At 66.5% G+C, this 17,255-nt stretch carries 19 protein-coding genes and 1 pseudogene; 9 read left to right on the top strand and 11 right to left on the bottom strand.

The features are described 5' to 3' along the window. The first annotated feature begins 22 nt into the window (after positions 1-22). Positions 23-292, top strand: a complete 270-nt coding sequence (locus tag ACLBYA_RS18635) for a YdeI/OmpD-associated family protein (protein ID WP_447710918.1) — start codon at positions 23-25, stop codon at positions 290-292. A 17-nt stretch (positions 293-309) separates the two neighbouring features. Here ACLBYA_RS18635 and ACLBYA_RS18630 read toward each other — a convergent pair whose 3' ends face one another. Next, entirely contained in the window at positions 310-972 is a 663-nt protein-coding gene (locus ACLBYA_RS18630; protein ID WP_447710917.1) for a GntR family transcriptional regulator, read from the bottom strand. A 141-nt stretch (positions 973-1,113) separates the two neighbouring features. Between ACLBYA_RS18630 and ACLBYA_RS18625 the strand changes: the two genes are divergently transcribed. Together ACLBYA_RS18625 and ACLBYA_RS18620 are read left to right on the top strand one after the other, a co-directional pair. Then, complete coding sequence (locus tag ACLBYA_RS18625; protein ID WP_447710916.1) at positions 1,114-2,118, top strand: 1-aminocyclopropane-1-carboxylate deaminase; 1,005 nt, start codon at positions 1,114-1,116, stop codon at positions 2,116-2,118. A gap of 106 nt (positions 2,119-2,224) precedes the next feature. After that, complete coding sequence (locus ACLBYA_RS18620) at positions 2,225-4,528, top strand: transketolase-like TK C-terminal-containing protein (protein WP_447710915.1); 2,304 nt, start codon at positions 2,225-2,227, stop codon at positions 4,526-4,528. 10 nt (positions 4,529-4,538) lie between these two features. Here ACLBYA_RS18620 and ACLBYA_RS18615 read toward each other — a convergent pair whose 3' ends face one another. Next, positions 4,539-5,696 (bottom strand): acyl-CoA dehydrogenase family protein, encoded by a 1,158-nt coding sequence (locus tag ACLBYA_RS18615; RefSeq protein WP_447710914.1) that lies wholly within the window; start codon positions 5,694-5,696, stop codon positions 4,539-4,541. 91 nt (positions 5,697-5,787) lie between these two features. Here ACLBYA_RS18615 and ACLBYA_RS18610 point away from each other — a divergent pair, with 91 nt between their 5' ends. Next, positions 5,788-6,432, top strand: coding sequence for a TetR/AcrR family transcriptional regulator (locus tag ACLBYA_RS18610; protein WP_447710913.1), 645 nt, complete (start codon positions 5,788-5,790; stop codon positions 6,430-6,432). 223 nt (positions 6,433-6,655) lie between these two features. Continuing rightward, a complete protein-coding gene (locus ACLBYA_RS18605) occupies positions 6,656-7,858 on the top strand; it encodes a hypothetical protein (RefSeq protein ID WP_447710912.1) in 1,203 nt (400 codons plus the stop codon). Here the strand turns inward: ACLBYA_RS18605 and ACLBYA_RS18600 are convergent. The 8 genes from ACLBYA_RS18600 to ACLBYA_RS18565 all read right to left on the bottom strand — a co-directional run bounded on the left by ACLBYA_RS18600 (position 7,855) and on the right by ACLBYA_RS18565 (position 14,169). Further along, positions 7,855-8,859, bottom strand: coding sequence for a hypothetical protein (locus tag ACLBYA_RS18600; RefSeq protein WP_447710911.1), 1,005 nt, complete (start codon positions 8,857-8,859; stop codon positions 7,855-7,857). The genes ACLBYA_RS18605 and ACLBYA_RS18600 overlap by 4 nt on opposite strands. Next, entirely contained in the window at positions 8,856-10,187 is a 1,332-nt protein-coding gene (locus tag ACLBYA_RS18595) for a Dyp-type peroxidase (RefSeq protein ID WP_447710910.1), read from the bottom strand. Before ACLBYA_RS18595 ends, ACLBYA_RS18600 begins: the two co-directional genes overlap by 4 nt. 124 nt (positions 10,188-10,311) lie before the next feature. Then, positions 10,312-10,602 (bottom strand): nuclear transport factor 2 family protein, encoded by a 291-nt coding sequence (locus ACLBYA_RS18590; RefSeq protein ID WP_447710909.1) that lies wholly within the window; start codon positions 10,600-10,602, stop codon positions 10,312-10,314. Continuing rightward, positions 10,599-11,159: a hypothetical protein gene (locus tag ACLBYA_RS18585; protein WP_447710908.1), complete on the bottom strand. Its 561-nt coding sequence runs from the start codon at positions 11,157-11,159 to the stop codon at positions 10,599-10,601. Before ACLBYA_RS18585 ends, ACLBYA_RS18590 begins: the two co-directional genes overlap by 4 nt. Before the next feature lie 112 nt (positions 11,160-11,271). Then, the gene (locus ACLBYA_RS18580) at positions 11,272-11,796 is read right to left on the bottom strand and encodes a hypothetical protein (RefSeq protein WP_447710907.1); all 525 of its coding nucleotides are present in this window, start codon (positions 11,794-11,796) and stop codon (positions 11,272-11,274) included. Next, entirely contained in the window at positions 11,793-12,377 is a 585-nt protein-coding gene (locus ACLBYA_RS18575; RefSeq protein ID WP_447711110.1) for a carboxymuconolactone decarboxylase family protein, read from the bottom strand. Before ACLBYA_RS18575 ends, ACLBYA_RS18580 begins: the two co-directional genes overlap by 4 nt. A 14-nt stretch (positions 12,378-12,391) precedes the next feature. Further along, positions 12,392-12,814, bottom strand: a complete 423-nt coding sequence (locus ACLBYA_RS18570; RefSeq protein WP_447710906.1) for a hypothetical protein — start codon at positions 12,812-12,814, stop codon at positions 12,392-12,394. Then, positions 12,814-14,169: an aromatic ring-hydroxylating oxygenase subunit alpha gene (locus ACLBYA_RS18565; protein WP_447710905.1), complete on the bottom strand. Its 1,356-nt coding sequence runs from the start codon at positions 14,167-14,169 to the stop codon at positions 12,814-12,816. Before ACLBYA_RS18565 ends, ACLBYA_RS18570 begins: the two co-directional genes overlap by 1 nt. A 115-nt stretch (positions 14,170-14,284) precedes the next feature. Here ACLBYA_RS18565 and ACLBYA_RS18560 point away from each other — a divergent pair, with 115 nt between their 5' ends. From ACLBYA_RS18560 to ACLBYA_RS18545, 4 genes are read left to right on the top strand one after another with little or no spacing between them, the layout of a single operon-like run. Beyond that, positions 14,285-14,890 carry a TetR/AcrR family transcriptional regulator gene (locus ACLBYA_RS18560; RefSeq protein ID WP_447710904.1) on the top strand — a complete coding sequence of 202 codons (606 nt, stop codon included), beginning with the start codon at positions 14,285-14,287 and terminating at the stop codon, positions 14,888-14,890. 37 nt (positions 14,891-14,927) lie between these two features. Beyond that, on the top strand, positions 14,928-15,845 hold the full coding sequence (locus ACLBYA_RS18555) for an SAM-dependent methyltransferase (protein ID WP_447710903.1): 918 nt from the start codon (positions 14,928-14,930) through the stop codon (positions 15,843-15,845). Then, the gene (locus ACLBYA_RS18550) at positions 15,842-16,303 is read left to right on the top strand and encodes an SRPBCC family protein (RefSeq protein WP_447710902.1); all 462 of its coding nucleotides are present in this window, start codon (positions 15,842-15,844) and stop codon (positions 16,301-16,303) included. Before ACLBYA_RS18555 ends, ACLBYA_RS18550 begins: the two co-directional genes overlap by 4 nt. Positions 16,304-16,340: 37 nt before the next feature. Beyond that, positions 16,341-16,877 carry a hypothetical protein gene (locus ACLBYA_RS18545; RefSeq protein ID WP_447710901.1) on the top strand — a complete coding sequence of 179 codons (537 nt, stop codon included), beginning with the start codon at positions 16,341-16,343 and terminating at the stop codon, positions 16,875-16,877. Positions 16,878-16,888: 11 nt separating this feature from the next. Here the strand turns inward: ACLBYA_RS18545 and ACLBYA_RS18540 are convergent. Beyond that, positions 16,889-17,255, bottom strand: a pseudogene (locus ACLBYA_RS18540) (HNH endonuclease signature motif containing protein); the annotation flags it as partial.

The raw sequence follows: 17,255 nt of genomic DNA, 5'->3' as shown, positions 1-17,255 counted from the left end.
GCCTGCGGGCTATTCTGCGGACATGGCGGGTACGCGAGTTCCAGGCGGTGTGGTGCACAAGCTGCCCGCCGATCTGCGGGCGGCATTGATCGGTAACGACACGGCGCTGGCTGCCTGGAACGACATCACGCCGCTGGCCCGCAACGAGTTCATCTGCTGGGTGGAGGACGCCAAGCAGGCGGCCACCCGCGAGCGTCGGATCCGGCGCACCCGGGAGGAACTCGAGGAAGGGATGCGCCGGCCGTGTTGCTGGCCGGGGTGCAAACATCGCGAGCGCACCGGCAAGGCCTGAGCGGTAGGGGAGCGGTCTCAGTCCGCCGACTCGGCGATGAGGTTGTTCAAGGTCTGCCAGTTGTGTTCGGTGGCCGCCGCCGCTGCGTCCGGGTCGCCTCGGCGACAGTGGTCGATGATCTCGTCGTGCTGATCGATGGACTCGCGGCCGGACAGTGAGGAAAACCGCAGGTACTCAAGCCTTCTGAGCGCCGGGGTGACCTGTTCGAGCACCTGGGCGATGACGTCGTTGCGGCTGGCCTGGACGGCGACCTGATGGAATTCGTCGTCGCTGCGGATCGCCGCATCGGGATCCTTGGCCTTGATCGCCTGCGCGAATCGTCTGTTCGCCTGTCTCATCGCGTCGAACTCGCCGACACCCATCGCCGGCACCGCGGTCCGCACCGCCAGGGCGTGCATGGCCGCGGCCACGCCCTGGGCGTTGCGTACGGCATGCGGATCGATGGCGGACACGATCGTCGACCGGCCCGGAATGGTGTGCACCAGGCCCGCGGTCTCAAGGCGGGCGACCGCCTCCCGGATCGGGGTTCTGCTGATGCCCAACCACTGCTCGAGGTCGGGATCGCGCAGTTTTTCCCCGGGGGCCAGGGTTCCGTTGACGATGGCGTCGCGAATCGACACGTACGCCTGATCGCGGAGCAGCGATCTGCGGTGTTTACCCCGTTCGATCGGCACCGGCATGCAAAATATCGTAGCGCCCCGGCGTCCGCAGAACCGCAGGCCAGGTCATCGGCGGTGCGGGATGCCGCCGCTTCGACCAATTGCGATATATTGCATTTTGGATTCTGGCTGCGGCCGGTCGGCACGACAACAGGAGTGAACATGGCCATCGAAGACTTCCCGCGCCACCCGCTGACGTTCGGGCCGAGTCCGGTCCACCCGTTGCGCCGACTGAGCGCGCACCTCGGCGGCGCGGAGATCTGGGCCAAGCGCGAGGATGTGAACTCCGGGCTGGCATACGGCGGAAACAAGACCCGCAAGCTGGAATACCTCATCCCGGAGGCGCTGGCCCAGGGCGCGGACACGCTGGTCTCGATCGGCGGGGTCCAGTCCAACCACACCCGCCAGGTCGCCGCGGTGGCGGCCACGCTGGGTCTCAAAGCCGTTCTGGTGCAGGAGAAGTGGGTGGACTGGCCGGACTCGGTCAACGACAAGGTCGGCAACATCCTGCTGTCGCGCATCATGGGTGCAGATGTGCGTCTGGACCCGTCGGGCTTTGGGATCGAGTTCAAGGACAGCTGGCAGAACGCCATCGAGGACGTCCGACGGGCCGGCGGTACGCCCTATGCGATTCCGGCCGGTGCATCCGATCACCGACTCGGCGGGCTGGGATTCGCCAACTGGGCCTACGAGGTGCAACAGCAGGAACAAGACCTGGGCATCTTCTTCGACACCATCGTCGTGTGCACGGTCACCGGCTCGACGCATGCCGGGATGATCGCCGGCTTCGCCGGCCAGGACCGCCCGCGCCGGGTGATCGGGATCGACGCCTCGGCGACCCTGGACAAGACGCGCAGCCAGGTTGAACGCATCGCCCGCAATACGGCCGAACTGATCGGCCTGGGCCGGGATCTGGCCGATGACGAGATCACGGTCTTGGCGGGCTGGGCCGGCGACCTCTATGGCATCCCGGTGCAGTCGACCATCGATGCCATCACGCTGACCGGCCGCCTGGAGGGCGTGATCCTCGACCCGGTGTACGAGGGCAAATCGATGGCGGGCCTGATCGACCTGGTGCGCGGCGGGCAGATCGAGCCGACGTCGAAGGTGCTCTACGCGCACCTCGGCGGGCAGCCTGCGCTCAATGCCTACAGCGGGGTCTTCTGAGCAATCTGCCCACTCCCGGTGGCCGGTACCGACGCCGCGATGCGCAGAATGCTCAAAGCGAATGAGCATGCTTGCGCAATACGTCGAATGGATGGTCAGCTGAACCATGGCCGATACCGTCGAGGTGCTGCCCGAGATCGAGCAGCGGATCCTGTGGTTTTCCACGGCGATCATCCACCACGCCAACCGGATTCGTCCCAACACCAGCGGATTGAAGGTCGGCGGACATCAGGCGTCCTGCGCCTCGATGGTGTCCATCATGACCACCCTGTGGTTCGAGCAACTACAGCCCGGCGACCGGGTTTCGGTGAAACCGCATGCGTCGCCGGTGCTGCATGCGATCAATTACCTGTTGGGCGAGCTCACCCGGGACTACCTGCCGCGCCTGCGTGAATTCGGTGGTCTGCAGTCCTATCCGAGCCGCGCCAAAGATCCCGACCCGGTGGACTATTCGACCGGATCGGTCGGCATCGGGGCCACCGCGCCGATCTGGGGCGCGATGGCCCGACGTTACGTCGACACTCAGATCGGCCCCGCCGGAAAGGGCCGGCAGTACTCGCTGGTCGGTGACGCCGAACTCGACGAGGGCGCGGTGTGGGAAGCGATTCTCGATCCGTCGGTGGCCGAACTCGGCGAGATAGTCTGGATCGTCGACCTCAACCGACAATCGCTGGACCGGGTGGTGCCCAATATCGCGGCCGGTCGGCTCGAGACGATGTTCGCCGCCGCAGGTTGGCAGGTGCTGACCGTCAAGTTCGGCACCCTGCTGGAATCGCTGTTCGCCCGCCCCGGCGGCGAGGCGCTGCGGACCCGCATCCTGGCGATGCCGAATCCGGAGTATCAGCGGCTGTTGCGCTGTGGCGCAACCGAACTGCGAGAACGCCTACCCGGCCAGGGATCGGACGCCGATGGCATCGCCGCACTGATCGCCGAGCTCGACGACACCGTGCTGCTGCGCGCCATCAGAAACCTGGGCGGCCACGACCAGGCCGCATTGCGGGCGGCCTATGCGCAGATCGACGACACCCGACCGACCGTCATCATCGCCTACACGATCAAGGGGCGCGGGCTGCCCACCCAGGGGCACCCGCAGAACCACTCGTCGCTGCTCACCGCCGAGCAATACGAGCAGTTGGCCGCCGAACTGGGAATGGATGTCGCCGATCCGTGGGCCACGTTCGCTGCAGGCAGTGCGCCCGATCAGTTTCTCGCGGCGACGGCCCGACGGTTGACCCGCGAGCCGGTGCAGCTCACCGTGCCACCGGCCGTCCCCGGCGATATGGGCCGCACACCGGCGGGCACCGCCACCACCCAGGCCGCCCTGGGGCGGGTGCTGCTCGACCTCAGCCGCGAGGCGCCCGAGGCCGCCAAGCGCGTGGTGACGGTGAGCCCCGACGTCAGCTCGACGACGAACCTGGCCGGTTGGCTGAACAAGGTGGGGGTGTGGTCGCCGAACGAACGGCAGAACTGGTTCGACGACGACCCCGAGACGATCATGCACTGGCGCGAGAAGCCCAGCGGCCAACACATGGAACTCGGCATCGCCGAGACCAATCTCGTCGGCCTGATGGGGGAGCTGGGGGCAACCTGGAGTCGTTGGGGCCAACCGCTTTTCCCGATCGGGGTGATGTACGACCCGTTCGTCGAGCGAGCGCTGGAACCGTGGTCCTACGGCATCTACGCGGGCGGGCAGTCGATCCTCGTCGGCACACCGTCGGGCGTCACGCTGGCGACCGAGGGCGGTGCGCACCAGTCGATCAAGACCCCGTCGATCGGGCTGGAGCAGCCGGGCTGCGTCGCCTACGAACCGGCCTTCGCCATCGATGTCGAGTGGACCCTGTTGGCGGCGATCGGACGGTTGGGCCGCCCCGACGGCACCTCGGCGTATTTCCGGCTGTCGACGCGACCGGTGGAACAGGCGCTGGCCGATGTCCCGTCGGATCCGGCGGCCCGGGAGCGGCGCCGCCGTCAGGTGATCGCCGGCGGTTATGTGTTGCAGCGCACCGATAGTCCGACCGTGACGCTGGTGGGCATGGGCGCCATGATGACCGAGACGTTGGCCGCCGCGGACCGGCTGGCTGCCCAGGGTATGCATGCCGACGTCATCTGCGTCACCAGCCCCGGGTTGCTGTTCGAGGCCGTCCAGGCCCGGCGCGGTCTGTCGCAGAGCCCGAGCTGGATTCTGGATCAGCTCTTCCCGGATGCGCGGGCGGTGCCGATGGTCAGCGTCCTGGACGGGCATCCGCACACGCTGGCGTTTCTGGCCGGGATCAACGGTGTGCCGGGTACGGCCCTGGGCGTCACCAGATTTGGCCAGGTGGGTGCGCTACAGGACGTGTACCGGCATCACGGGATCGATGCGGACGGCATCGTGCGGGCAGCACTGGACCTGGTCGGACCAGGCACCTGAGCGTGCCGAATTAGAGGCCCATGTCCTTGGCGATGATCATCTTCATCACCTCGCTGGTGCCGCCGTAGATGCGGCTGACCCGGTTGTCCGCGTACAGCCGGGCGATCGGGTACTCGTTGATATAGCCGTATCCTCCGTGCAGCTGCAGGCAGCGGTCGATGACCTTGGAGGCCAGGTCGGTGCAGAACAGTTTGGCGGCGGCGGCATCGGCCGGGGTCAACTCGTCGCGGTCATGGGCGTTCATGGCGCGATCGACGACGGCTTCCATCGCGTCGACGTCGGCCTTACAGGAGGCGAGTTCGAACTTGGTGTTCTGGAACGCCGCGACGGGCTTGCCGAACACGGTGCGGTCCTTGGTGTACTGCGCGGCGAACCGGACGGCCGCGGAGGCCTGCGCGTAGGAGCCGACCGCGATGGCCAGTCGCTCGCGCGGCAGGTTCTGGCCCAGGTAGGAGAAGCCCATGTTGACCTCGCCGAGCACATCCTCGGCGGGCACGACGACATCGGTGAAGTTGAGTTCGGCGGTGTCGGAGGTGCGCAGCCCGAGCTTGTCGAGCTTGCGGCCGACCGTGTAGCCGGCCGACTTGGTGTCCACGACCAGCAGCGAGATGCCGAAGCGGCGGTCATCCTCGCGCGGGGCGGCGGTGCGGGCGCAGACGATCACCCGGTCGGCGTGCACACCACCGGTGATGAAGGTCTTGGAGCCGTTCAGCACGTAGTGCGTCCCGTCACCGGAAGGCTTTGCGGTGGTGCGCATCCCGGCCAGATCCGATCCGGTGCCGGGTTCGGTCATGGCGATCGCGAACATCGTCTCGCCGGACATCATGCCGGGGAACCAGCGCTGCTTCTGCTCCTCGGTGGCCAGTGCCCTGAGGTAGGGCAGGCACAACCCGATGTGCACGCTGGATCCACCGAATGACACGGCGGCCCGCGAGCATTCCTCGGTGATGACGGCCTGGAATTTGTACGAGTCCAGGCCGGATCCGCCGTACTCGGTGGGGATCTCGATGCCGAAGAGGCCGAGTTCGCCGAGCTTGTAATAGAAGTCGCGGGGTGCGATGCCGTCCTCGAACCACTTGTCGTAGACCGGGACCACCTCGGACTCGATGAACGCACGGATCATGGCGCGGAAATCTTCGTGTTCCTCGGTGTAGACATCGCGGCGCATCGGCGGGCCTCTCCTTCTCGGTGAACGGTGTTAGCTCCGAGCGCCACTATAAGCTAACATCGTTCACCAAGGCAAAGACAGGGGTGTGACAGTGGGCAGGCCACGCATTCTGAGTCGCGAACGCATCCGTGACACCGCGCTGGACATCATCGACCGCGGCGGGCTGGAGTCGCTGTCGATGCGCAACCTCGCGGCCGACCTGGGGGTCAAGGCGGCGTCACTGTACAAGCACTACCCGACCAAGACCGAGGTCCTCGACGAGATCGCCAGCCTGGTCGTCAGCGTCGTCAACACCTCGGCGTTCGACGCCGACGAGGACTGGAGCCTGGCGCTCGCCGACTGGGCGAGGTCCTATCGCGCCGCGCTGGCCGCGCACCCCAACCTGGTGCCTTTCCTGGCCGAGGGGCCGGGCCACCGGGATGAGAGCCTGCGCATCGCCAACGCCGTGCACGGCGGGCTGGTGCGGGCCGGTTGGGGGCCCCGCGATGCGACGCTGATCGGCGCCGCGACCCGCTCACTGGTCCTCGGCTCCACGATCGGGTCGTTCTCCCGCGGATTCGTCGACGATGTCCAGGTCTACCGGGACCGATACCCGCACATGAAGCAGGCGCACCGGTTACCCGCGAAGGCCGACGAGATCGACTCGGCAAGCTTCGAACTGGCTCTGACCTCGTTCATCGACGGTTTGCGGGCGCGGTTTACTGCCGTCGCCGTCGATCACGCCGCCCAGGTGTGAGCCCTACGACTTCGACGCGCCGGTGATCATGAACTCTCGGTGAATTTTGTAGCAGTACATCAAAGCCGTTGTGGCTGGTAACACTGTCGGGGACAGCACCGATATCGATCACGGAAACCGGAAACAGCGTTTTCGCCGAGATGCCGAGTCGGAACGAGCAAACTAGGCTCGTCGCCACTCGCACGCGGTGCGGCAGAAGTTGAGACGGGAGTTGGGTCCAGGGGTGAAGACGGTACTCGGATTGTCGGTGACCACGACCGGTGTCGGCTGGGTTCTGGTCGACGCCACCGCGCCCGACGGACATCCCATCGACGATGACCAATTCGCGATCGGTGACCCCGAATCCCTGGTGCCCCGCTGCCTGGCCGCGGTGCGCGGCGCAGCCGCCATCGCCGGTGCCAGTGGCCACCGCATCGCGACGATCGGGGTGTGCTGGAGCACTGATCTCGACGACCGATCCGCTGAACTGCTGACCGCGTTGCGCGGTGTCGGCTGTGCCGATGTGCGGCCGGTGCGCCAGGTCAGGCCGGTCGCGGCGGCCGACGCCGCCGATGGCGGGGCCTGCGCCGTCGACCCGGGTGTCCTGCTCGCCGATCTGTTCGACACGTCCACTGACTTCGATACCGGCGAGGCCGACGACACCGACGAACGGACACCGAACTGCGGGCCCGATGCCGAACAGACCTCGGCGTACGAGGCCGCGCACGCCGTGCTGACCAACGTGGTGCCCGCCGAGCGGGTCCGCGAACCGCGGGTACGCCGGGACTGGTCGCTGCCGCCGGTCGGTGCGCGGGTGCTGACGCTGTCCGGGGCCGCCGCGGTCACGGCGGTCATCGCCCTGTTCGCGGTCGGCTCCCAGTTCGGCGGTGCCGAAATGCCCGAGTCGGCGACTCTGGCGAACCGGGCCACGGTGTCCACGCCGCAGGAGGCCCCCGCCGAAGCGCCGGCGCCCGCCGCTGCCGCACCGCTGGCCGCAGCGCCCGAGGTACCTGCCGCGCCCGCCCCCGAGCCCGCCGCCGCGCCGCCGTCGATGACTGCCACCCAGCCCGCGCCGACGGCCGAGTGGGTGCCACCGGCGCAACCGGTCGTTGCGCAGGAGGTGCCGCCGGCCCCGGAGGCCGTACCGCACATTCCCGATCCAGCTGTGCCGCTGGCGACGCCGGAGGCCCCCGTCGCGGCGGCAGTCCCTGTCGAGCCGGCACCGCCGCTCGCGGTTCCCGAGCAGGTGCCGCCGCCTCCCGCGGTGGACCACGCGGCTCCGGTCGTCCTGCCGACCGACCCGATGGCGGGGACTGCGGTGGGCCCCGCACCCGGCCCTGCCCCGGCGCAGCTGCCGCCGCCACCACCGGTCGACCCGATTCAGGCCGCGATTGCGTCACTGTTCCCGCCGCCGGCTCCGGTGCCTGCGCCCGTCCCGGCTCCTTAACGCATCGTCGCGAGGTTGTGCCAGAACATCCTGAGGCTGTCGGTTCCGCCGAACAGGGTGGTGAAATGTGTGGAGTCCACCAGCACGACGTCGCCGGCCCGCTGCTGCGCCGGTGGCAGCCAGATCAAACAGTTGAACTCGGTCTCACCCGCGTCGACGAACGGATGCGGACGATGCACATCGACAGGTTGGCGGGCCAGTAGACGTAGTCCATCGCTCTCGGGCGCGGTCAGGGCGTAGTGCGGCAGGTGCGGGTGGAAGTTGAACGTGCTGACCCCGCTGAGAAGGCCCAGATCGTCGAGGTCGGGCCGGGCGTTCAACGCGGCGATGTCCTTCGTGCCGGGCACGACGGCGGGTCGCAATCCCCATTTGTTGTGGACGGGTACGTCCAACGCCTTGATCAAAGAACGGGTGTACTGGCTGAAGCGTTGCTGGCGCGGGACCAAGGGATCGCCGTGGTGCAGATACTCGACCTGCCTCAGGGCGTAGTCATCGTTATCGCCCACGTCGTGGTGTGGCGCGATCAGCAGGCAGGTGCCCTCGCGGGTCAACCAGCGTCGCAACGCCTCGACCTCCTCCGCCGACGCCTCCTCCTGCGCCAACAGGTGGTCGAGTCCGAAGACCATCAGGGTGTCGCAGTCGTCGAGGATGCGTTCGTCGATGGGCAGCTTGTAGCCGGCCTGGTCGATGCGCTGGAACACTGCGACCGGATGTCCGGTGGCGGCCTCCGCGACATCCTGGAACGCCAGTGTCGAACGGTGGAAGAGTTCCAGGGTGCCGGCGATGCCCTGTAGGAAGTGGGCGGCGTCGTACTCGGGTGTCTCATAGGCCGGCCAGAGCGCGTTGCGCACCTCGGTGATGGTCGAGAAGCGATTCTCCATCGCGCCCGGATCGCGTTGCGCCTCCCAGGGATAACTCCACGACCAGTAGATGCTGATCCGCCGCTGCCCGTTGTGCGGGCGGGCGATGTGGGTCTGGTTGTAGGTGCGTGCACCGGTCATGGCTGATCCTCGTCTGGCAACTCGGTCAGGTACCGCAGGGCTGAGATACCCGGAAGGAAGAAATACGCCCCGCCCTTGAGTGCGGTGAACGCCGGAATGCCCTTGTGCACCTTGCGGATCGGCCGCTTGGGGACGGTGAAGTCCATGGTGCCGTCCTGGGTGCCGCAGATCGGGTCGTGTTCGTTGCCCAGTTCGTGGAAGGTCTTGTCGTTGATCCACACGTTCTGGGCGAACTCGAACTGACGGACCAGATCTGCGCAGATGATGAACGCGGCGATACCGCGGTCGACGCCGTCATCGGGAGCGCCATCCGGCAGTGCCTCGCCGTAGGTGGCGCCGCGCCGGATCATCCGCCGCCGGTTCATGTAATGCGCGGTATCGCGGGGGTTCAGCCTGCGCGCGTGCGAGCCCAGCGGGCAGGCGTAGCCGAACGGATCGTCGTCCTTGTAGTTGAAATCGTTGTTGCGCATCGGGTCTGCGCCCAGTTCCGGGTCATCCCTGTCCGGTGCGAGGACCAGGGGAGCGCCGCTGCGCCACCGTCCCATGAACTTGGCCGCCAGCAGTTCCTCGCCGTCGGCGTCGTCGGCGTGCTCCCGCAGATAGTTTCGGAACAGCGCCACATCCTCGTAGAGCCGCCGATACGCCAGGTAGCTGCCGTTGCGTGACAGCACCTGCGGCTGTGGCAGATCGGTCACCGGGCCGTTCTCGTCGGGATAACCCAGGATGAACTCGCCCGGTTCCAACGGATCACCGGAACCCGGCGTCGGTTGTTCACCCGAGCCCTTCATCACCGGCTGGGACAGCCGGTCGCGGAACCCGAAGTGGTCGTGGGCGTAGTTGAACGGCGGGCTGGCATTCAAGTCGAGATGCGACAGGCTGTGCACACCGTCGGTGCGGGCGAGCAGATCGTCGTGTGCCGCAACCGATTTGGCGCACTGCTCATCGGTACGGGAGAACAGGATTGCGATGGCGTGCAGGTCGGCACCGGCCAGGCCGCCCACCCAGTACTCGGGGGCGTTGCCACCGGTGTCACCGAGAATGCTCGCCCGTGCGGCCATGCCCTCGCGGAACTCGCCGGGGAAGGTGGCCAGGGCATCCTCGGGTACCCCGAGGGCCCGCAACCCTGTCCAGGTGAAGGCGAGCGTCACCCACCGGTCGGACTCGTCCATGGTGGCGACGGCCTGTGTCGCGGACTGGGTCTTGTCGAGCAGTTCGGCCAGCCAGGCCCGGCCACCGGCGGCAGTGTCGAAGGTCAGGAACTCGTAGCGGCCCGTGATGGCAGGTGTGCGGGTCAGCAGGATGTGTTGGATATCGTCCAACTCGAGCATGGTTTGCTCCCTCACTCGCGGGGGGCGCCCTTGGCCCACGCCCATGCCGCCACCCGCCAGCTGCCGGTGAGTCGGCGCAGTGCGACGGTGAACACCGCATCGGTCTGAGTCATTGCGGTGCCGTTCAGATCAAAGGACATGGTGGCCGGTACGACGATGTAGGCACTGTCACCTTGGTGTCGTTGTGCAGTGGCTCGCCGAGCGCCACGTGATACCCCGAAGTGCCCAGGTGGGCGCTTTCCGCCATCACGTCGCGGTACCGGTCGGTGACCGCATCCGGTCCGGTCCACAGATGGGGTGCCATTCCGTCGAGAATCGACCCATCGGAGACGAATGCGGCTGACATGGCCTGAACATCTCCGGCATTGAAGGCGTCGAGGTAGGTGTGCAGTGCGGCCAGCGAGGTCTCGGTCATTGCATCTGGTCGAGCATGTCCGAGAACGCCGCCTTCAGGCGCAGCGCCTTCTTGATCTCGTCGGCGGTGACGTACGGGTACTCGCCGTACTCCAGGAAGCTCGGCACCTGATGGTCGCGGACGAACTTGATGAAGGCGTCCGGGTTCTCCCGCCAGTCCTCGGGGAAACCTTCCAGATTGGTGAACACCGTCGTGATCCCGGTGGCGCTGAAAAGCTGGACGGCATCCTCGGTGTACTTGTCGAAATCGGTGTCGAAAATTCCCATGTACTGGAAATGCAGGCCGGAACCGACGTCGAACAAATTCCACCGCAGGTAATGCAGCCGCAGCGGCGCCAGCGCATCAGGGCTGATCTTGATGGTCTCCTCGATGGTCTTCCCGTACGCCCGCACCGCCTCCTCGCGACCCTCTTTCACCTTCGCGATGATCGAGAAGCCGTGGCAGGCCGGTGTCCGCGGGAAGACCGGGCCGTAGCGGCCACGCTCCTCGACGAAGTAGCCGTCCGGCGGGATGGCCAGTGCCGCCGGCTTGGACCAGTCGTGTTCTTGAGATGCCATGGTGGGACCCCCGATCCGATGGTGACGGGGCGAACCTAGCACCTCGGGATGCAAGCCACCCGGCGATCGGCACAGGCCATGAAACGACTGTCCGCCGACCGGTGGACAGAAGTCAGAAGCTCAGACCGTGCTTCGCAAAATGCTTGGCCAACGCCTGCATGTAGTCATCGCCGCGGAACGGTCCGCGCGCCCCGATGGCGGCTTCGAGGAACGGGCCATATTCCTCGTCGTTGACGTAGGTCGACCAGTGGATGATCTGCCCCTCCTCGTTGGTGTCGACGAAGCTGATCGAGTAGAACCCCATCACCTCGCCGGTGTGCACATTGGTGCCCTGCCAGCGGTAGCGCATCACGAATCCGTTCTCGGCCGGCCACACCTTGTAGTCCACCGGCTTCCAGTCCGGGAACGTGATGCCGTACGCCTTGGCCTCGACCGTCGCCGCGGTATCCCAGTGTGTGGCGACGTCCTTGAGCACCAGTTCCTGCTCTGCCACAAAATACGGTGAGGTGTACACGGCGTCCTCGGTGAATTCCCATTCGTCATAGGATTCGCCCTCGGCGACCTTCTGCAGGACGTACTTGTCGCGGTAGCTCTCGGCCATCCGGCGGTGTTTGGCGATGCGGTCTTCGAGTTTCACTGCGTTTCCTCCTCTGGTAGTGCGGCACTGCCGGGCTGTGGTTGTAATCCCCAGGTGCCAAAGGCCATTGCTGTCATCGTGTAGGTGCCGACGACGAAGATGAGTTCCATGGCGGCGTGCTCGCCGAGACCGTCGACCAACGCCTGCCAGGTCGACCAGCGTGCCCGCCCGTGCTCGATCAGTTCATCGGTGGCGGCCAACACCGCCCGGTCGAGTCCGTCGAAGCCGTTGTTGCCGACGGCCAGTGCGGCGATATCGGCCGCGTTGATGCCGGCCGCAGCACCCATGCGCACGTGCTGGCCCCATTCGAAGGCCGAACGGTGCCGGTGCGCCACCCGCAGAATGGCCAGCTCGCGCAGTCGTGCGGGCAGCTCGCCGTTTTGTAGCAGGAACCCGTTGAACCGCAGGAAGACCCGAGCCATCCCGGGGTGATGCGCCAGCAGACCGACGACGTCAAAGTTCAGCGGATCGTAGGCATCCCCGGATCCCGCACGGGGAACCTTGTCCGTAGGCATACCCAGCAGTGCCCCGAACGCTGCGTATTCGGGGTCACCCCACCGGTCGGCCGGCAGTGGCAGCATCCGGTCGCCGTGGTTCACCCGGGCAGTTCCATCTGCAGGTACAGATCCAGGTGTCGGATGCGCCCGTCGTCGCTGAACTCGTACACCGACAGCGAGTTGACCACGCTACGGAAATCGCCCACCGTGCTGCGCTCTTCGAGCTCGAGAAAGACCACGCCGTCGACCTCGGTGATGCGTTTGAAGGTGCACTCCCACTCCGAGGTGGTCGCCCACCCGGTGAGAAAAGTGACGTAACCGTCCCAGTCCATCTGCTCCTTGAACGCGCCGACGCGGGTGAACTCGGCGGTGTCGACCAATTCGGCCAGCGGTGACCAGCTTTCGGCGGTGAAGCCGGGCAGCTTGGCCGCCGTCACGAGTCGCCCGGTGGTCTCGGCGTACTCCAGTACTGTGCGGCGCCGGCCGGTGTGCGCCCCGACGACCTCGGTGAGCCCGGTCATCAGACGGCCGCCAGGTAACGGTCGATCACGGAGTGATAGTGCGCGATGACCACCTCTTCGTTGACCAAGGCCATATGCTCGAGCGCGGCGTTGCGCAGGCCACGTTGCTGACGCGGCATCTGTTCGTAATCCTGTTGCAGGGCTTCGAAATACTTGAAGCTGCCGGGTTCGGTGACATCGACGGGTTCGGCGGTGAAGGCGGTGCGGTGTTCCTCGGGTAGCCACATGAAGCTGGTGATGTGCCAGATGCAGCGGTTGGGGTCGCCGTCAGGGTGCGGGGTGGCCATGATGACGGTCGCCTCGCCGGCCCGGATGGTCATGAAGAAGTTGGGGAACAGCACCCAGCCGTGGTTGTCACTCATCTGCGCGTCGGTCAGTCCTTCGACGTCCAGACCGTCGCGGGACAACGTGTCGCGGGTGGCCTGCTGCAGCAGGGTGCGCCCGGTGACACCGTCAGGAAAGGACAGGGCGCCGTCCGCGCCGCGGTGTTCGTCGACCAGTTCGGTGAACCGGGGCAAGACGCGCACCACACCGGGGAAGGTCTCGGGCAGTTCCATGATGCCCTCGACCTGCTTGTCCGGGCCCATTCCGTCGACGTGTGCGATCTCGAACGGCGCGACGGCGACGCTGTGTCTGTCGAGGAACCGGTACTTGGTCTTGGTCGGGTCGATCACCAGCACCCGCAGCAGTTGCGGGTGGATGCCGGAGACGTGATAGCCCTCCTCGAAGGCGTCCATGACCACTTTCCAGTTGCAGTCCAACGCTTCCCGGACGTCGAGCACGGTCGTCATCTGGTCGAGGTGGTACGGCTCCAGGATGCGGACGACCTCCTCACCGAGGAACTCCCGCAGCGGGGCCGCGTCCGGGTCGGGGTTGAGGAAGACGAAGCCGGCGAAGGTGTCCACCGGTACCTCGTGTAGGCCGTAGTCGTCCTTCTCGATCTCGGGTTTGGTGCAGCCGCGCAACGCGCCCTGCTGGTCGTAGGACCACAGGTGGTACTGGCAGACGATGCGTGGTTTGGCCTGGCCCTGTCCGCTGAACAGTGGGTTGCCGCGGTGCCGACAGGCATTGACGAATCCGCGTAGCCGGCCGTCGTTGCCCCGTATGACCACATAGGACTGGTCGAAGATGCGGTACTCGGTGAAGGCGCCGGCTTTGGTCAGGTCGTCCTCGCGTCCGACGATCTGCCAGACCTTCATCCAGATACTCCTGCGTTCGCGGGCCACGAAATCAGGGGAGACGTAGCGGTCGGTGGGGATCTGCATGCGGAACAGTGCGCTCGCATCGTCGGGGCTCAAGCCCTCGGTGTCGACCCAGTCGCCGGGTCGCGCGGATTGTGCGGAATCGACAGACATCTGCTGCCCTTCATCAAAAGGTGACCGTCAGGGCTGTGACGGCAGTCACGATGATACAGAGATGTTTTTCAGATACAAGATCGTATCTGAGTAGATTGTTTGCAAGAATGGCCTGGTGGCAGAGCGATGGACCAGGGCACGGCGGATGGAGCAGACCCGTACCGTGCTGCTCGATGCCGCCGAGACGATCTTCGCGAGCCGCGGGTATGCCGGGTCGTTGGAGGAGATCGCCGACGCGGCCGGCTACACCCGCGGCGCGATCTACGCGCAGTTCGGCGGCAAGGACGAACTCTTCCTCGCGGTCATCGAACGGCACCGTCAGCGCTTCCTGGACGGCTTCGCTGATGTCATGGAGTCGTTCGACACATTCTCCGATATCGATGTCGCCGGCTTCGCGGACCGCTGGCGGGTGCTGTCCGGCGCGGATGCGCAGCGGGCCGCCGCCCTGAATTACGAATTCACCCTGTTTCTGATCCGCAATCCCGAGGCGCGCGACCGGGTGGCCGCACAACGGCTGGAGACCATCCGGTCGTTGTCCGACTACATCACCAAAGGTGTTGCGCGACTGGGTGGCTCACTGGTGGTGCCGGCCGAGTCGCTGGCCCGGGTGATCCTGGCGACCAACGACGGGATCACCTTGGCGAGTCATCTGGACGGCGAGGATCTCTACGGCACGTTCCTGCGATTGGTGATGTCGAGCGTCGGACCGCCCGAGGCCTGACGGCGCGCATCCGGACAGAAGCGTAGTCTGTCTAACTATGGGACGTGTGGACAATGACACCTGGGATCTGGCAACGAGTGTGGGCGTGACGGCAACGGTGGTGGCCATGCAGCGAGCGATCGCGACCAGAGCCAATACCGCCGGGGTCAGCGACCCGTATGCCGAGCCGCTGGTCTCCGCGGTCGGGGTGGATGTCTATACCCGCTGTGCCCGAGGTGGATTCGGCGATCAGGTCCCGGTCGAGTCGCTCCGGATGGCCGACGGGATCGCGGCGCGGACCCGGTTCTTCGACGAGTTCGTACGTGCAGCGCTCGACGCCGGTATCCGTCAGGTCGTCATCCTGGCCTCTGGACTGGATGCCCGCGCCTACCGGCTGCGCTGGCCCGCGGATGCCGTCGTGTACGAGCTGGATCAGTCGCAGGTCGTCGAATTCAAGACCCGCACCCTCGCCGATCTCGGTGCGACACCCGGCACCACCCACCGCCCGATCGGTGTCGACCTGCGCGACGACTGGCCCGCCGCATTGCGTGCCGGCGGTTTCGATCCCGCGCAGCCCACCGTATGGCTGGCCGAGGGACTGCTGATCTACCTGCCGCCGCAGGCGCAGGATCGGTTGCTGGACAACATCACCGAACTCAGTGCGCCGGGCAGCCGGATCGCTACCGAGAACACCGCCACGGTGAGCGACGAGGATCTCCAGAAGATCAGTGAACGGATGCGGACCATGCGCACCCAGTGGCAGGACAAGGGGATCGACCTCGGCGACGATGTCGACGTCGCCGAGTTGTTCTACGCCGGCGAACGCACCGAAGCGGCGACCTTCCTCGCCGGTCGTGGTTGGACCACCGCGCTGCGCACCAGCTCGGAACTGTTCGGCGACTACGGTTTGCCGCCGTCGACCGAGGTGCTGTCCTCGCTCGGCGATATCACCTACCTGTCGGCCACCCTCGGGTGAGCATCGACCGCAGCGTCAGTGCGCAGATCCCGGCCGCACCCGCCGCGGTGCGGGCCTTCTACGTCGACCTCGACAACATCGCGACGTTGCACCCGCTGGTGGTAGCCGTCGAGCGCATCGCCCGCACCGTCGACGGTGACGGCTACCTGGCCCGCTACCGCGTCCGCGATCGGATACCGATGGGCCCCTTGGTATTACCGATCAGCTATGTTGCCACGCTGCGGGTTTCGGTCGACGGTGACGTCCGGACCGAGGCCCGCCAGTTCCCGCGTGTGCTGCTACGCGCCACGGTGTCCTTCGACGCCGTCGCAGACGGCACCCGGCTCACCGAGGAGGTGAGCATCAGCGCACCGGCACCGCTGCTGGGTGTCACCGTGCGCCAGGCGGTCGCCGCGCACACCGAGCTCCTGGCCGGGATCCGCAGGCATTTCGAAGAGGTTGGGGGAACGATACCGTAAAGCTTACGGGATGGCATACTGGCGGGATGGGTGTGCGATGACCGGCAGTGTCACGATGCGGACAGTCTCCACCGAGGCCATCTCCTATCGGCTCGATGTCCTCGGGGTGGATGTCGCCGATATCGTGCGATCGGCCGGCGGCTGGTTGTACGACCGGGTGGCGATCGGCTGGGACGTCCGGGTGACGGTGCGCCGGCCGGGTGATTTGCGGCCACTGCGCGTTCTCGGTATCGCGGCGCGCGATCGCAGCGACGACGGTGACGGCATGCCGATCGCGATGGCTGCCTCGGTGGCGGCGCTGGCCGATGACGCCACCGGGCGTGCCGACCTCGCCGCCGCACTCCGCCGCGGCCAGGCCGAGGTGACCCTGTGGGGTGATGGCCCCACTCCGGGATTCGGCAGCGGCGCTCGCGTGATCATGCCGGTGCAGCATGTACTCAGCGATGCGGCACGGGTTTTCAAGGCTCAGGCATTGGCGGCGGCGGGTCTGGATCGCGCGGTCGCTCCGGTCGAGACATTCCGCACCGGCAACCGGACGCTGCTACCGGTCGAGCCGGACCTGTTGCCGCTCTGATCTGCGGTCACCTACTCGTTCGGTGGGTGATTCGAGTGGTCGTCCGGCTCGGGTGGTTCTTCTTGTCCGTCAGCGAATTTCCCGAGGAGTTCTTCGGGGTGGAAGTGGTGGTTGATGGTGTCTTGTCCGGTGTCCATGAGCGGTGGTGGGTACCAGTGGGTGCGGCCGGTGGTGGGGTCGATCTTGGTGGTCCAGCCCAGTTCGGCCAGCAGGTTGTCCGGTCCGCAACCCAGGGCCAGGGTCGGGGCATCGGTGTAGCCGCCGTGGGCCCAGCTGGGGTCGGCGTGATGAGCCTGGGTGAGGTTGGCACAGCGGGTGCAGCCCGGCCGGGTACAGCCGCGGTCACGGTTGTAGAGCAGCAGCCGTTGAGCCTTGGTG

The organism is Mycobacterium sp. C31M, from assembly GCF_053345865.1.
Note: the sequence above shows the minus strand (reverse complement) of the source record. Positions and strands in the feature narration are given on the sequence as shown.

Coding starts and splice junctions, on each gene's coding strand:
- ACLBYA_RS18545 (WP_447710901.1), top strand. CDS start 16,341: ATGACCGGCAGTGTCACGATGCGGACAGTCTCCACCGAGGCCATCTCC.
- ACLBYA_RS18635 (WP_447710918.1), top strand. CDS start 23: ATGGCGGGTACGCGAGTTCCAGGCGGTGTGGTGCACAAGCTGCCCGCC.
- ACLBYA_RS18555 (WP_447710903.1), top strand. CDS start 14,928: ATGGGACGTGTGGACAATGACACCTGGGATCTGGCAACGAGTGTGGGC.
- ACLBYA_RS18565 (WP_447710905.1), bottom strand. CDS start 14,169: ATGTCTGTCGATTCCGCACAATCCGCGCGACCCGGCGACTGGGTCGAC.
- ACLBYA_RS18625 (WP_447710916.1), top strand. CDS start 1,114: ATGGCCATCGAAGACTTCCCGCGCCACCCGCTGACGTTCGGGCCGAGT.
- ACLBYA_RS18585 (WP_447710908.1), bottom strand. CDS start 11,159: ATGGCATCTCAAGAACACGACTGGTCCAAGCCGGCGGCACTGGCCATC.
- ACLBYA_RS18575 (WP_447711110.1), bottom strand. CDS start 12,377: ATGCTGCCACTGCCGGCCGACCGGTGGGGTGACCCCGAATACGCAGCG.
- ACLBYA_RS18595 (WP_447710910.1), bottom strand. CDS start 10,187: ATGCTCGAGTTGGACGATATCCAACACATCCTGCTGACCCGCACACCT.
- ACLBYA_RS18620 (WP_447710915.1), top strand. CDS start 2,225: ATGGCCGATACCGTCGAGGTGCTGCCCGAGATCGAGCAGCGGATCCTG.
- ACLBYA_RS18590 (WP_447710909.1), bottom strand. CDS start 10,602: ATGACCGAGACCTCGCTGGCCGCACTGCACACCTACCTCGACGCCTTC.
- ACLBYA_RS18615 (WP_447710914.1), bottom strand. CDS start 5,696: ATGCGCCGCGATGTCTACACCGAGGAACACGAAGATTTCCGCGCCATG.
- ACLBYA_RS18570 (WP_447710906.1), bottom strand. CDS start 12,814: ATGACCGGGCTCACCGAGGTCGTCGGGGCGCACACCGGCCGGCGCCGC.
- ACLBYA_RS18630 (WP_447710917.1), bottom strand. CDS start 972: ATGCCGGTGCCGATCGAACGGGGTAAACACCGCAGATCGCTGCTCCGC.
- ACLBYA_RS18600 (WP_447710911.1), bottom strand. CDS start 8,859: ATGACCGGTGCACGCACCTACAACCAGACCCACATCGCCCGCCCGCAC.